This is a genomic window from Natronosporangium hydrolyticum, from assembly GCF_016925615.1.
Lineage (GTDB): Bacteria > Actinomycetota > Actinomycetes > Mycobacteriales > Micromonosporaceae > Natronosporangium > Natronosporangium hydrolyticum.
In genome coordinates, this window is record NZ_CP070499.1 from 91,467 (window position 1) to 106,018 (window position 14,552).

Below are 14,552 nucleotides of genomic sequence, written 5' to 3' on the forward strand. Positions count from 1 at the left end.
CTCAGGCCCCCTTGGCCGTCCCGGCGTCCGGGGATAACCCGATCAGGTGCGCGGCGGGTTCGGCGTACTCGATGCCGCGGAGCTGATCGCCGTCGAAGTGGAAGGAGGTGACGCTGGCCAGCGCGCACTCTCGCTGGCGCGGGTCGTGCCACAGCCGCCGGCCGGACAGGTGCGAGCGCAGCGTCCAGATCGGCAGTTGGTGGGAGACGCAGACCGCCTCGTGGCCGGCGGCGGCCTCCCGGGCGGTGTGCAGCGCCGCCAGCATCCGGGCGGCCATCTCGGAGTATGGCTCGCCCCAGGAGGGCCGGAACGGGTTGCGCAGCACCCACCAGTTGCGGGGGTGGCGCAGCGCGCCGTCGCCCACCCCGAACCGGCTGCCTTCGAAGTGGTTGTCGCCCTCGATCAGCCGGTCGTCGGTGTCGACCGGCAGGCCGAGCTGCTCGGCGAGCGGGCGGGCGGTCTGCTGCGCCCGCTCCAGTGGGCTGCTGACCAGGGCGGTGACGTCGCGGTCGGCGAACCATTCGGCCGCCACCACCGCCATCTGCTGGCCGAGGTCGGAGAGGACGTAACCGGGCAGTCGTCCATAGAGGATGCCCGCCGGGTTGTCGACCTCACCGTGCCGCAGCAGGTGGACGACGGTCTTCATGAGTTACCAGCCCGCGCCGCCGCCTGTGCCGCGACCGGCAGCGCCCCGGCGAGCTGCTCCAGCGCGTCGTCGTCGAGGGCGGTGGAGACGAACCAGGCTTCGTACGCGCTGGGGGGCAGGTAGATGCCCTGGCCGAGCATGGCGTGGAAGAACCCGGCGAAGGCGGCGGTGTCCTGGGTGCGGGCGGTGTCGTAGTCGCGGACCTCGGTCTCGGTGAAGAAGATCGAGAAGAGGTTGCCGGCGGCGGAGACCCGGTGCGGCACGCCGGCCCCGGCCAGCGCGGCGGAGGCGAGCTTGCTGACGGTGGTGGCCGCCTCATCCAGGCGGCGGTACGCGTCGGCGTCGGCCAGTCGCAACGAGGCGAGCCCGGCGGCGCAGGCGACCGGATTGCCGGAGAGGGTGCCCGCTTGGTAGACCGGGCCGGCCGGCGCGAGCTGGGCCATCAGCTCCGCCCGGCCGCCGAATCCGGCGGCCGGCAACCCACCGCCCATCACCTTGCCGAAGGTCCACAGGTCGCCGTCGACCGGGTCGAGGCCGTGCCAGCCGCTGCGGGAGACTCGGAAGCCGGTCATCACCTCGTCCAGGATCAGCAGCGCGCCGTGGGCGTGCGCGAGCCGGGCGAGTTCGGTGTTGAAGCCGTCCCGGGGTGGCACCACGCCCATGTTGCCGGCGGCCGCCTCGGTGATCACCGCGGCGATCTCGGTGCCGTGCTCGGCGAAGGCCGCGGTCACCGCGGCGAGGTCGTTGTAGGGGAGCACGATCGTCTCGGCGGTGGTGGCGTCGGTCACCCCGGGCGAGCCGGGTAGTGAGAGCGTCGCCACCCCGGAACCGGCGGCGGCGAGCAACGCGTCGACGTGACCGTGGTAACAGCCGGCGAACTTGACCACCTTGCTGCGGCCGGTGGCGGCTCGGGCGAGTCGGATAGCCGACATCGTGGCTTCGGTGCCGGAGTTGACGAGCCGGACCTGGCTGACCGGGGTCCGCTCGACGATCTCGGCGGCGAGTTCGATCTCCGCCTCGGTGGGGGTGCCGAAGCTGGTGCCGGCGGCGGCGGCGGTCTGCACCGCGTCGACCACCGCGGGGTGGGCGTGGCCGTGGATCAGCGGCCCCCACGAGCCGACCAGGTCGACGTAGCGCCGGCCGTCGGCGTCGACCAGGTAGGGGCCTTCACCACGGACCATGAACCGGGGGGCGCCCCCGACCGACTGGAACGCCCGCACAGGGGAGTTCACCCCGCCCGGGGTGAGAGCCTGGGCGCGGTCGAAGAGGGCGGTGGAGGCGGGCGCTTCGACCGGGTAGGGGGTGGCGCTGCCTGGCGATGATGTGCTCACAACACGCCCATTCTGTCAGCGAGTTCGGGCGGGGTGTGCAAGGGGTGGGTCACGACGCGCTACGCTGGCTCACGTGGAACGCCCAGAGCTGACGATCTCAGTTCACCGGACGCCGAGCGAGGCCGTGGTCAATCTCGCTGGCGAGATCGACATGCTCACGGCCACCCGGCTCTCCAACACCGTCAACGACATCTTGGGTGACCCGCCGCCCCGAATCGTGCTGAACCTCTCCGGTGTGACGTTCTGCGACTCGCAGGGGCTGGGGACCTTGGTGGTGCTGAGTCGCAAGGCCAGCACCGCACAGAGTGTGTTGGTGCTCACCAACGTCGGCGACTTTCTGCTGCGGGTGCTGGACATCACCGGGCTGCGCTCGGCGTTGATGATCCGCAACGAGTCCGCCACCCGCTGACTCCACACCTTTATCCACAGGCAGACCACTTATCCACAGGCGGCTGTGGATAAGTGGTGTGGATAACTGTGGACAGCGCTGTGGATTAGAACTGTTGCGCCCGGGAGAGCACCTCGATCGCCCGGCCGACGTCCCGCACCCCGTCGCTGCCGTGCAGCGCCTCCAGCGCGGCATCCACCGCCTCGGCGAGCGCCTGCTGGCGCTGCTCCTGCTCGGCGACGATCGCCTGCTTCCGGGTGAGCTCGTTGGTCTTGGTCCACAGGTCGACGAAGAGTTCGACCTTGGCGCGCAGGGCGAACGGGTCGACCGGCTTGGTGAGGTAGTCGACCGCGCCCGCCGCGTACCCGCGCAGCGCCAGCTGCGCGTCCCGATCGGCGGCGGTGAGGAAGATGATCGGGATGTGTCGGGTCCGCTCGCGGGCCTTGATGTGGCTCGCCGTCTCGAACCCGTCCATCTCCGGCATCTGGGCGTCGAGCATGATCACCGCGAAGTCGTCGACCAGCAGCTTCTTCAGCGCCGCCTCGCCGCTGGTCACCGAGACCGGCTCGACCGGTATCCCCTGTAACAGCGCGGCCAGGGCGGTGAGGTTTTCTTTGCGGTCGTCGACCAGCAGCGCCTTGGCGGTCCGGCCGGTGCTGCCGAGCCGGGGGCTGGTCACGACTGCTCCCGCGGCGGGGCGCCCGCCCCCGCCTCGACGCGGGCGCCGGAGACCCAGCCGCCCATCATGTCGAGCAACTCGTCCAGGTCGACCGGCTTGGTGATGTAGTCGCTGCCGCCGGCCAGCAGCGCCGACTCCCGGTCGCCCGGCATCGCCTTCGCGGTCAGGAACACGATCGGCAACTCCGCGAACTGGTGTTCCCGCCGAATCGCCCGGGTGGTCTCGTAGCCGTCCTGTTCTGGCATCATCGCGTCCATCAACACGATGTGTACGTCGGGATTTTCGGCGAGCAGGCGCACCCCGTCGGCGCCGTTGTCCGCGTAGAGAACCGTCATACCGTGTAGCTCCAGTGCGCTGGTAAGGGCGAACACGTTGCGTACGTCATCATCGACGATTAGTACCGTAGCGCCATCGAGCTGGTCGGCGGCTGAGTTGGTCCGCCGGTTCGAGGTCGGCGCCTCCCGCAGCATCGGCATCGCGGTGCCGGCGCGCCCCACCGGGACGTTGCTGGCCGGCCTGGTGACCGACTCCGGCACCAGCACATCCGGCAGGTAGAGGGTGAACGACGAGCCCTCACCGGGACGGGAGGTGACGGTGATCGTGCCGCCGAGCAGCCCGGCCAGGTCGCGGCTGATCGACAATCCCAGCCCGGTGCCGCCGAACCGGCGGCTGGTCGTGCCGTCGGCCTGCTGGAACGCCTCGAAGACCAGCTCCACCTTGTCGTCGGGGATGCCGATCCCGGTGTCGGTGACGGTGAATCCGATTACCTGCCGGGCGGCGGCGAGCGTCCCGGATTCGAAGGACAGCTCCGGCGGGGCCGGCGCGATCCGGAGCGTCACCGAACCAGAGTCGGTGAACTTCACCGCGTTCGACACCAGGTTGCGCAGGACCTGCTGGAGCCGCTGGCCATCGGTGACCACGACGCCCTGGGCGAGTTCGGGGTCGATCTCCACCCCGAACCGGAGCCCCTTCTCCTTGGCCTGCGGCGCGAAGCCCTGCTCGACGTAGCCCCGGATCTCCTCGAACTCCACGTCGGTCGGCTCCACCTCGGTCCGACCGGCTTCGATCTTGGATAGGTCGAGGATGTCGTCGATCAACGACAGCAGGTCCGAGCCGGCGCTGTGGATCGTGTTCGCGAACTCGATCTGCTTCGCCGTCAGGTTCCGGTCAGTGTTGTCCGCGAGCAGCCGGGCCAGCAACAACAACGAGTTGAGCGGGGTACGCAGCTCGTGGCTCATGTTGGCGAGGAACTCGGACTTGTAGGCGGAGGCCCGGGCGAGCTGCTGGGCCTTCTCCTCCAGCCCGAGCCGGGCCAGCTCGATCTCCCGGTTCTTGGTCTCGATGTTGCCCTTCTGCTCCTGCAGCAGCGCGGCCTTCTCTTCCAGCTCGGCGTTGGTGCGCTGCAGCTCCGCGGATTGTTCCTGGAGTTCATGGGCGAGCCGCTGGGACTGGGCGAGCAGCTCCTCAGTCCGCCGGTTGGCCTGGATGGTGTTGAGCGCCACCCCGACGTGCGCCACCAGCCGCTCCAGGAACATCGTGTGGAGCTGCAGGAACTGGCCGATCGAGGCGAACTCGATCACTCCCAACAGCTCGCCCTCGAAGACGATCGGCAGCACGATCAGGTCCGCCGGCGGGGTCTCGGCGAGCCCGGAGCGGACGGTCAGCTTGGTGGACGGCCCGGTGGAGACCCGGATCGCCTTCCGGGTAACCGCGGCCTGCCCGACCAGGCCCTCACCCGGCCCGAAGGTGATCTCCCGGTCGCGGGCCACATAGCCGTACGCGGCGGCGAGCCGCAGCCGCGGCGAAGCGTCCTCGTTGTCGGCGAGGAAGAAGGCGCCGAGCTGCGCCTCCACCAGCGGCGTGACCTCGTTCATGATCATGCGGGTGACCTCGGCGATATCCCGCTGCCCCTGTAGCAGGCTGCCGAGCCGGGCCAGGTTGGAGTCCAGCCAGGCCTGGTCGGCGTTGGTCGAGGTGGTGTCCCGCAGGGTCACGATCATCTGGTTGATGTTGTCCTTCAGCGAGGCGACCTCACCCTGCGCGTCTACCGTGATCGCCTGGTTCAGGTCGCCGCGGGTGACCGCGGTGGAGACCTGCGAGATCGCCCGTAGCTGGGTGGTGAGCGTCGACGCGAGCTGGTTGACGTTCTCGGTGAGGTCGCGCCAGGTGCCGGAGACGCCCTTGACTTGGGCCTGGCCGCCGAGTTTGCCTTCGGTGCCGACTTCGCGGGCGACTCGGGTGACTTCGTCGGCGAAGCTGGAGAGCTGGTCGACCATGGTGTTGACGGTGCTCTTGAGCTTCAGGATCTCGCCCTGGGCGTCGACGGTGATCTTCTGCGAGAGGTCGCCCTGGGCGACCGCCGTGGTGACCTGGGCGATGTTGCGGACCTGGTTGGTGAGGTTCGCGGCCATGCTGTTGACGTTGTCGGTGAGGTCGCGCCAGGTGCCGGAGACGCCTTTGACTTGGGCTTGGCCGCCGAGTTTGCCTTCGGTGCCGACTTCGCGGGCGACTCGGGTGACTTCGTCGGCGAACCGGGAAAGTTGGTCGACCATGGTGTTGACGGTGCTCTTGAGCTTCAGGATCTCGCCCTGCGCGTCCACCGTGGTCTTCTGACTCAGGTCGCCCTGCGCCACCGCGGTCGCCACCTGAGCGATGTTGCGGACCTGGTTGGTGAGGTTCGCGGCCATGCTGTTGACGTTGTCGGTGAGGTCGCGCCAGGTGCCGGAGACGCCTTTGACTTGGGCTTGGCCGCCGAGTTTGCCTTCGGTGCCGACTTCGCGGGCGACTCGGGTGACTTCGTCGGCGAAGCTGGATAGCTGGTCGACCATGGTGTTGACGGTCGTCTTCAACGCGAGGATCTCGCCCTGGGCGTCGACGGTGATCTTCTGCGAGAGGTCGCCCTGGGCGACCGCCGTGGTGACCTGGGCGATGTTGCGGACCTGGTTGGTCAGGTTGGAGGCCATGCTGTTGACGTTGTCGGTGAGGTCGCGCCAGGTGCCGGAGACGCCTTTGACTTGGGCTTGGCCGCCGAGTTTGCCTTCGGTGCCGACTTCGCGGGCGACTCGGGTGACTTCGTCGGCGAAGCTGGATAGCTGGTCGACCATGGTGTTCACGGTGCTCTTCAGCTCCAGAATCTCGCCCCGTGCGTCGACGGTGATCTTCTGGGTGAGGTCGCCCTGCGCCACCGCGGTGGAGACCTGGGCGATGTTGCGGACCTGCGCGGTCAGATTGCCCGCCAGCTGGTTGACGTTCTCGGTGAGGTCGCGCCAGGTGCCGGAGACGCCTTTGACTTGGGCTTGGCCGCCGAGTTTGCCTTCGGTGCCGACTTCGCGGGCGACTCGGGTGACTTCGTCGGCGAAGCTGGATAGCTGGTCGACCATGGTGTTCACGGTGTCCTTCAGCTCCAGGATCTCGCCCTGCGCCGCCACCGTGATCTTCTGGGACAGGTCACCCCGAGCGACCGCGGTGGAGACCTGGGCGATGTTGCGGACCTGCGCAGTCAGGTTCGACGCCATCGAGTTGACGTTGTCGGTCAGGTCCTTCCACGTCCCGGCCACGCCCGGCACCTCGGCCTGGCCGCCGAGCTTGCCTTCGGTGCCGACCTCGCGAGCCACCCGGGTCACCTCCTCGGCGAAGACCCGCAGCGTGTCGGTGAGGGAGTTGATCGTGTGCGCGAGCTCGGCCACCTCGCCCTTGGCCGACACGGTGGTCTTCTGCGACAGGTCCCCGTGCGCCATCGCCGTCGCCACCTGCGAGATCGAGCGCACCTGGTGGGTCAGGTTGCCGGCCATCGAGTTGACGTTGTCGGTGAGGTCGCGCCAGGTGCCGGAGACCCCCTTCACCCGGGCCTGGCCGCCGAGCTTGCCTTCGCTGCCGACTTCGCGGGCGACCCGGGTGACCTCGTCGGCGAAGCTGGAGAGCTGGTCGACCATGGTGTTGACGTTCCGGCCGATCCGCAGGAACTCGCCGCGCAGCGGCCGGCCGTCGATCTCGGCCGGCATGTGCTGGGTCAGGTCGCCCTCGGCGACCCGTTCGATCACCCGGGCGATCTCGGTGGCGGGGCTGCCGAGATCATCGACGAGCGCGTTGACCGAGTTGGCGGCGTCCAGCCACGCCCCCTCGTACTCCTCTTCGTCGATCCGCTCGGTGAGCCGGCCCTCCCGGCCCACCACCCGGCTGATCCGCTTCAGGTCCCGGTGCTGCCGCTGCTGCAGCCCGATCACGTCGTTGAAGGCGTCCGCCACCTCACCGGCGAGGCCGAACCGCCGGGGCAGCCGCACCGACAGGTTGCCGGCGCGGACCTCCCGCAATGCACCGGCGAGCTCTGCCAGCACCGCCTCGCAGTCGTCGGCGGGGCCGGCCGGGTGCGCGCTGGCCGGGTCCGTACCAGGAGTCTGGTCCGTGCTAGGCATGGGTCTCCTCCGCAGCTCGGGGGTCCCCCCATCATGGCCGCTACCACCCACCGCTCGCGACCCGGGGAGCGCAGCTGCTCACGGTACGCTGACCTGCTGAGTCGGCCAACTACGCCGAGGGAGGACACGGGTTTGGCGCTCGTTCGGTGGTCGGGGAGACTGAGGCGGTGACGGATGCCGTACCCCGCGATGACCGGGTGGTGCGCCGGGTCCGACTGCCGGCCGACCGCCGCACTCCGGCGTCGGCGCGGGCGGTGGTCCGGTCGGTGCTCTCGGAGGCCCAGTTGGACGAGCTGGCCGACGCGGCGCTGCTGCTTACCACCGAACTCTCCACCAACGCGGTGGTGCACGCCGGCACCGACCTCGACCTGGAAGTGATCGCCGACGCCTACGGACTCACCGTCACCGTCGTCGACGACCTCCGCGGCATCGTGCCGCCCACCGAGCCGAGCGCCGAGGGCCCCCAGAGCGAGCCGGTCGGGTCGGCGCCGCCGACCAAGACCCTGGCCGACCTCGCCGACCGGGGGCGAGGGCTGCTGCTCGTCGACCACTTCGCCACCCGCTGGGGGACCACCCACTACGAACAGGGCAAAGGTGTCTGGTTCCGGCTCAACCGGCCCGGCGTGCCGGAACCGGCCGACGCCCTCACGAAGCTCACCGAACTCGCCGCCAACGGTCCGGGCACCGACAACAGCACCGACGTGCCGGCGCTCAACGCGCTGCTCGACATCGCCCCCGAGCCGTACGCGGAGGATCCGCTGGGTGAGTTCGCTCACTCACTGCTTACCAAAATGGCCGAGCTGGTCGGCGCGGGCGGCGGAGTGGTCCGCTACGACCTGGGCGAGGGCGCCGGCCCCACCGTGCTCGCCCGGTACGGCCGCGCCCCGAAGGCCGGCACCGCCACGCTGCGGGTGCCGCTGGCGCTCGGCGGCGTCGCCACCGGCGAGCTGGAGCTGGACGTTCCCGCCACCGCGTATGTGCGGCCGCTCGCCGCGCTGGTGGCCGAACGGCTGACGCTGGCCCTGGAGAACGACCGGCTCCGCCGCGCCGAACGGCGCCGGCAGACCTGGCTGACCTTCCTCGCCGAGGCGAGCGAGCTGCTGGCGCAGTCGCTCGACGTCGAGCTGACCATGGCGCTGATCCCGCAGCTGGTGGTGCCCCGGCTCGGTCAGTGGTCGGCGGTACACACCACCGACAACTGGGGCCGGCTGCAGCTGGAGGCGGCCGCCCACGCCGACGAGGAGAGCCTGTCGGAGCTGCACACCGCCCTGCAGCAGACCGGCCCGGACACTGCGCTCGCCCGGCTGCCCAACGCGTTGCGCGCCGGCGGCCAGGTGCCGCTGCCGGCGCCCACCGAAGGGTTCGCGATTCCGCTGATCGCCCGCGGGCAGCTGCTCGGCACCCTCTCGATCGGCCGGCACGTCAACCGCCGGCACGAGCCGGACGAGGTGGCGGTGCTGCAAGACGTCGCCCGGCGGGCGGCGCTCGCCGTCGACAACGCGCGGATCCACGCCGAACGTCGCAGCGTCGCCCGTACCCTGCAGCGCTCGCTGCTGCCACCCGCCCTGCCGGCCGTCCCCGGCCTGGGCTTCGGCGCCGCTTACGTGCCTACCGGCGACGCGGTCGACGTGGGCGGCGACTTCTACGACGTGGTGAAGCTCGCCACCGACCGGTGGCTGGTGGCGATCGGCGACGTCTCCGGCAAAGGGGTGCAGGCGGCGACCATCACCGGCCTGGTGCGGGAGGTGATCCGGGCGCTGGCCCGCGGTGGCCGGCCGCTGCCAGAGATCCTGGAACGGATCAACGAAACCCTCGTCGAACGGGGCCGCGGCCGGTTCTGCACGCTCGCGCTCGCCTCGGTGCAGCTCACCGACGGCGGTCCGGTCTCGGTCGCGCTGCACCTGGCCGGGCACGAACGGCCGCTGCTGGTGCGAGCCGACGGGCGCACCAGCTCGGCCGGCTCCGGTGGCACCGCCCTCGGCCTACTCGACACCATCAACTGCCCGGCGGAGACAGTCCAGCTGCGGTCCGGCGACTCGCTGATCTTCTACACCGACGGGGTCACCGAACGCCGCCGGGGCCGGGAACTCTACGGCTGGCAGCGGCTCCGGGACGCCGCCGCCCCGCTCGCGCAGTATTCAGCCGAGGTGATCGCGGCCCGACTGCGGACCGCCACCATCGGCTTCTCCAGCGAACCACCCCGCGACGACATCGCGCTGCTGGTGCTCCGAAACGAGCCACCGGTGCCGCCCGCATCCGGCCGGACCAACGCGCCGGCCAGCCTGATCAAGGAGAGTTCCGTATGACCGACACGCCCGGCCAGACTCCACCCCGCGCCAAGCAGGTGCCGATCGAGCGCACCCACCACGGCGACACGGTGGTCGACGAGTACGACTGGCTGGCCGACCGGGACAACCCGGAGACGATCGCGTACCTGGAGGCGGAGAACGCCCACACCGAGGCGGCGACCGCGCAGTTGGCGCCGCTGCGCGAATCGGTCTTCGAGGAGATCCGCCGCCGTACCCAGGAGACGGACCTGTCGGTGCCGGTCCGCAAGGGCGGCTTCTGGTATTACAGCCGCACGGTGGAGGGGCAGCAGTACGCCATCCACTGCCGCCGGGCGGTGGCCGACGGCGAGCAGGACCCGCCGGAGACCAAGGACGGCTCCCCGCTCCCCGGCGAGCAGGTGCTCCTCGACGGCAATGAGCTAGCCGCGGGCCGCGAGTTCTTCGCGCTGGGCACCTTCGACCTCAGCCCGGACGGCCGGTGGCTCGCCTACTCGGTGGACTTCGCGGGCGACGAACGATTCACGCTGCGGATCAAGGATCTGACCACCGGCGAGGTGCTGCCGGACGAGATCACCGGGGCGTTCTACGGCTCCGCCTGGTCGGCCGACGCCAGCACACTCTTCTATCTGACCGTGGACGAGACCTGGCGCCCGTACCGGGTGTGGCGGCACCGGGTCGGTCAGCCGGTCGCCGACGACGACCTGGCGTACGAGGAGACCGACGAGCGGTTCTGGGTGGGGGTGTCGTTGACCCGCTCGCAGCAACTGATCTTGATCGATGCCCACAGCTCGGTCACGAGCGAGGTCCGGGTGCTGCCCGCCGACGCTCCGACCGGGACCCCGACCGTGGTGGCGCCCCGCCGGCAGGGCGTGGAGTACGCAGTCGAGCACGACGCCGCTGGCGAGCGGCTGCTGATCCTGCACAACGACGGGGCCGAAGACTTCGCGCTCGCCTGGACTCCGGTCGACGCGCCGGGGCCGTGGCAGCCGCTGCTGGAGCACACCCAAGGGGTACGACTCACCGATGTAGACGCCTTCGCCGACCAGCTGGTGGTCTCGCTGCGCCGGGACGGCCTGACCGCACTGCGGGTGCTGCCGCGCGACGGCGACCCGTACGACATCGGCTTCCCGGAGGTGCTGTATACGGTCGCGCTCGGGCCGAACCTGGAGTTCCACACCAGCATGTTGCGGCTCAGCTACGCCTCGCTGGTGACCCCGGACTCGGTCTACGACTACGACCTGACCCGCCACGAGCTGGTGCTGCGCAAGCGCCTGCCGGTGCTCGGCGACTTCGACCCGGACGCGTACGACCAGCAGCGGGAGTGGGCGACCGCGCCGGACGGCACCCAAATCCCGATCTCGCTGGTCTACCGGAAGGGGGCGCTCGCCGACGGTCCGGCGCCGTGCCTGCTCTACGGCTACGGCTCCTACGAGATGAGCATGGATCCGCGGTTTTCGGTGCCCCGGCTGTCGCTGGTGGACCGCGGCGTGGTGTACGCGGTCGCGCACATTCGCGGCGGCGGGGAGCTGGGGCGCCGCTGGTATGAAGACGGGAAGCTGCTCGCCAAGCGCAACACCTTCACCGACTTCGTCGCCTGCGCACAGCATCTCCGGGCGAACGGGTGGACGGCGCCGGACCGGCTGGTTGCCCGGGGCGGGTCGGCCGGCGGGCTGCTGATGGGGGCGGTGGTGAACCTGGCGCCGAGTGAGTTCGCCGGCATCGTGGCGCAGGTCCCGTTCGTGGACCCGCTGACCTCCATCCTGGATCCGTCGCTGCCGCTGACGGTGATCGAGTGGGAAGAATGGGGCAACCCGCTCGAATCACCCGAGGTGTACGCGTACATGAAGTCGTACGCTCCCTATGAGAACGTGACGGCTACTGATTACCCGCCGATCCTCGCGGTGACCAGCCTCAACGACACCCGGGTCCGGTATGTGGAGCCGGCGAAGTGGATCGCCCGGCTCCGGGAGCGGGCCCCGCAGGGTTCGTACCTGCTCAAGACCGAGATGGGTGCCGGGCACGGCGGCCGCAGTGGTCGCTACGACGCCTGGCGCGAGGAGGCGTTCGTGCTGGCCTGGATCCTCGACCGGCTGGGCCTGGCCACCGGCTCCTGACCCGGACCGCCTCCAGGCATGTCTTTGTTGGTTGGCCGGGGAGGGATCATGCGTACCGGAATGTCGGACTTATCCGGGTGCAAGATCCCTCCCCGGCCAACCATGTCGGTTCGCGGTACCCGGCAGTCGTGATTAGGCGCGGCCGGGGCCCGATGAGCGCCGGCCGCCGTGCCTGATCGCCCGGTTGGCGTGCCGCGGTCGGGAACCGCCCGCCGCGGCACCGCCGGCGACCGCGCCGCCGCCGGTGGCTGCCGAACCGGTTGCGCCGCCCCGGGCCCCGCTGGCGGGGGCGCCGGTCAGCGCGTGCCGGAGCCGCGCTTCGGCCGAGGCCCGGATGGCGAACAACGTCGACCGGGAGCGGCCGAACCGGCTCACCAGCTGGTTCATCGGGATCTCGGCGACATGGCTGGCCACCAGCAGCTGCGCCTCCAGTTTGTTCAGGATGCCGCGCCGCCGAGCCCACCACAGCAGGTCGTTGAGCCCGAGTCGGTCGTCGTGGTGGTGATGGTCCACCAGGCCGCTGGGTTCGTGCAGCGTGAGGCCGGCGCAGATCTCAGGCCGGGTGCGGTGGTGGCTCCGGATCAGTCGCTGGCGGCAGTCGAGCAGCAGGTTGGCGGCGATCCGGCGGGGGCGGCGCTGCCACGGGTAGGTTCGGATGAGGATGGCCAGCTCAGCGAAGACCACCGCCTCGCTGGTGGCCCGGTCGCCGACCATGGTGGCGAGCCGTTGGCCGAGCCGGATCGCGCCAGGGATCAGTAGCTGCAGCACGACCCGGGCGGCGAGCGTGTCGCTGTGGCCGGTGGTCGCGGCGAGGCGTACCAGGGCGGCCAACACCAGGTCACTACTGTCCAGGTCGGTACGGTCGTGGACGGCGGTGCGGACCGCCGCCAGATCGGGGTAACGTGCGAGCTCGGGTTCTAGTCGTTGCCAACGGGCGAGCGCAGCAGCGGTGGTCGGTGCGGCGACCAGGTGCTGCCACTCCACATCGAGACGATGTGTGAGGGGTGCAGGGGTGGTTGACATGGGGTGCGTGTCCTTCCCGGTTGGTGCGGAGACTCACATCCTCGGTCGATCTTTGGATGCGCCATCGCACACAGTGTGTGGCGCGTACGTCACGATTGCATAAGCGGAAGCTTGGAAGCGCTGTGAGCGTCACCTCGGTCGGATTTCGCCCGGCGTCCACCAGCTGCCTTGTTGCTCAGACAGCCCCTCTCACCTGCCACGATGCGCAGCGGTCAGCGACGTACCCAAAAACTTCGTAATCATCGGCGGCTGAGTTGGACGGTCCACGGTGCGGGATGCGCTTAGTGGAGTAGACGCGCCAGCTTGGCGACTTCGGTGTGCGGACTCGGTCGGCGGGCAGATGGGCGTCTATCTAGTGGCGGCCGGAGGCGTGACCGCCTAAGCCGGTACCGGCGGAGTCTGGAGATTCCCCGGTTGGGGCTCCGTTCGGTAGCGACGAGTCACGACGCCGGCCGCCACTCCACTGTATGCCCCTCACCGCTGTTCGGTCCATACGCGGTCGCCGTGGACCGGGTCGCAGTCGGCCGGGGTGGTGGCGCATTCGAACCCGATGCCCCGGGCGGTGAGGAAGGCCGCCGGGTCGGTGGTGGCCCGCTGCACCGTAACGGTGGCCGCGCTCTGCTCGACCACCGTGTGGATCTCCACTTCGAAGTGCAGGTGCGGCCCCGAGCTACGGCCGCTGGAGCCGACCAGCCCCAGCTCCTGGCCGGCGACGACCTGGTCCCCTACCGACACCTCGGGTCGGGAGAGCAGGTGACAGTAGCGGGTCAACACCTCGCCGTGGCGAATGGTGACATACCACCCGCATCCCGACACCTGTGGTGAACCGTCGATGTCGCAGCTGTACGGCGCGCCGTTCAGGCTAGCGTTGCAGGTCACCAGGGTGACGATGCCGTCGGCGGCGGCCCGGACGACCGTCCCACGGGGAGCGCCGATGTCGATGCCGTAGTGGTCCGGCCGGGCGACGGTCCGGAAACCGGACCAGATCGGACCCGGGGTCGGGCGGGCCCACCCCGCGGCGGTCACCTCCCCCAGCTCCGCGCACCGGAGGTCCCCCACGAAGGCCGCGGCCCCGGCGGCGCCCTGGGCAACCTCTTCGACCAGGGCGACCGCCATCGGCTCATGCCGGGCGTACGCGTCGGGGTACGCCGACCGTTGCACCGTCTGCGCCACCACCGTCAACGGCAGCTGCTCCCAGCCCTCGACCTGCAACATCCGTTCGTAGAACGCGGCCGAGGAGTAGTGCGGGTCGAGGATCTCGTCCGGCGTACCCCAGCCCTGGCTGGGTCGTTGCTGAAACAGGCCGAGCGAGTCGTGGTCGTTGTCGGCGCCCAGGTGCGGCAGGTTCCGCAGGCTGGACTCCTGCATGGCGGTGGCCACGGCGATCACCCAGCCGCGCGGCGGCACCGCCATGTCGAGCCCGACCTCGGCGATGAGCAGCCCATTGTCGAGCTGCTCGTCGTCGAGCGACTCGAGGGCGCTCGGGTCGCCAGCGCCCAGCGCCTCCCGACACGCCACCAGTTCCGCGTCGGCCGCGCCGCTGTCCCCCACCACGCCGAGGACCGCGACCAGGCCCAGCCCGCCGCAGCAGCACAGCGCGGTGGCCACCGCGATCAGCGGCCACAGGACCCGGGGTCGGCGGGCCCGGCCGGCGAAGCGGCGTACCAGCAC

9 protein-coding genes are annotated in these 14,552 nt (G+C 70.3%); 3 read left to right on the top strand and 6 right to left on the bottom strand.

Annotation, left to right across the window (positions count from 1 at the left end; genetic code table 11):
• Nucleotide 1: 1 nt before the first annotated feature.
• Nucleotides 2-646, bottom strand: a complete 645-nt coding sequence (locus JQS43_RS00450) for a histidine phosphatase family protein (protein ID WP_239677063.1) — start codon at nucleotides 644-646, stop codon at nucleotides 2-4.
• Nucleotides 643-1,977 (bottom strand): glutamate-1-semialdehyde 2,1-aminomutase, encoded by a 1,335-nt coding sequence (hemL, locus tag JQS43_RS00455; protein ID WP_239677064.1) that lies wholly within the window; start codon nucleotides 1,975-1,977, stop codon nucleotides 643-645. Before hemL ends, JQS43_RS00450 begins: the two co-directional genes overlap by 4 nt.
• A 73-nt stretch (nucleotides 1,978-2,050) precedes the next feature.
• Between hemL and JQS43_RS00460 the strand changes: the two genes are divergently transcribed.
• Complete coding sequence (locus JQS43_RS00460; RefSeq protein WP_239677065.1) at nucleotides 2,051-2,386, top strand: STAS domain-containing protein; 336 nt, start codon at nucleotides 2,051-2,053, stop codon at nucleotides 2,384-2,386.
• Between the two features lie 85 nt (nucleotides 2,387-2,471).
• Here the strand turns inward: JQS43_RS00460 and JQS43_RS00465 are convergent, their stop codons facing one another.
• Together JQS43_RS00465 and JQS43_RS00470 are read right to left on the bottom strand one after the other, a co-directional pair.
• Complete coding sequence (locus JQS43_RS00465) at nucleotides 2,472-3,044, bottom strand: response regulator (RefSeq protein WP_239677066.1); 573 nt, start codon at nucleotides 3,042-3,044, stop codon at nucleotides 2,472-2,474.
• Complete coding sequence (locus tag JQS43_RS00470) at nucleotides 3,041-7,456, bottom strand: HAMP domain-containing protein (protein WP_239677067.1); 4,416 nt, start codon at nucleotides 7,454-7,456, stop codon at nucleotides 3,041-3,043. The genes JQS43_RS00465 and JQS43_RS00470 overlap by 4 nt, the downstream gene beginning before the upstream one ends.
• 167 nt (nucleotides 7,457-7,623) lie before the next feature.
• On the opposite strand from JQS43_RS00470, the gene JQS43_RS00475 reads away from it, so the two are divergent.
• Nucleotides 7,624-9,762 (top strand): SpoIIE family protein phosphatase, encoded by a 2,139-nt coding sequence (locus JQS43_RS00475; protein WP_239677068.1) that lies wholly within the window; start codon nucleotides 7,624-7,626, stop codon nucleotides 9,760-9,762.
• Nucleotides 9,759-11,858, top strand: a complete 2,100-nt coding sequence (locus tag JQS43_RS00480; RefSeq protein ID WP_239677069.1) for a S9 family peptidase — start codon at nucleotides 9,759-9,761, stop codon at nucleotides 11,856-11,858. Before JQS43_RS00475 ends, JQS43_RS00480 begins: the two co-directional genes overlap by 4 nt.
• Before the next feature lie 132 nt (nucleotides 11,859-11,990).
• On the opposite strand, the gene JQS43_RS00485 is transcribed toward JQS43_RS00480, so the two are convergent.
• Entirely contained in the window at nucleotides 11,991-12,842 is an 852-nt protein-coding gene (locus tag JQS43_RS00485; protein WP_239677070.1) for a hypothetical protein, read from the bottom strand.
• Between the two features lie 513 nt (nucleotides 12,843-13,355).
• Nucleotides 13,356-14,507 (bottom strand): M23 family metallopeptidase, encoded by a 1,152-nt coding sequence (locus JQS43_RS00490; protein WP_476739038.1) that lies wholly within the window; start codon nucleotides 14,505-14,507, stop codon nucleotides 13,356-13,358.
• Nucleotides 14,508-14,552: the final 45 nt, after the last annotated feature.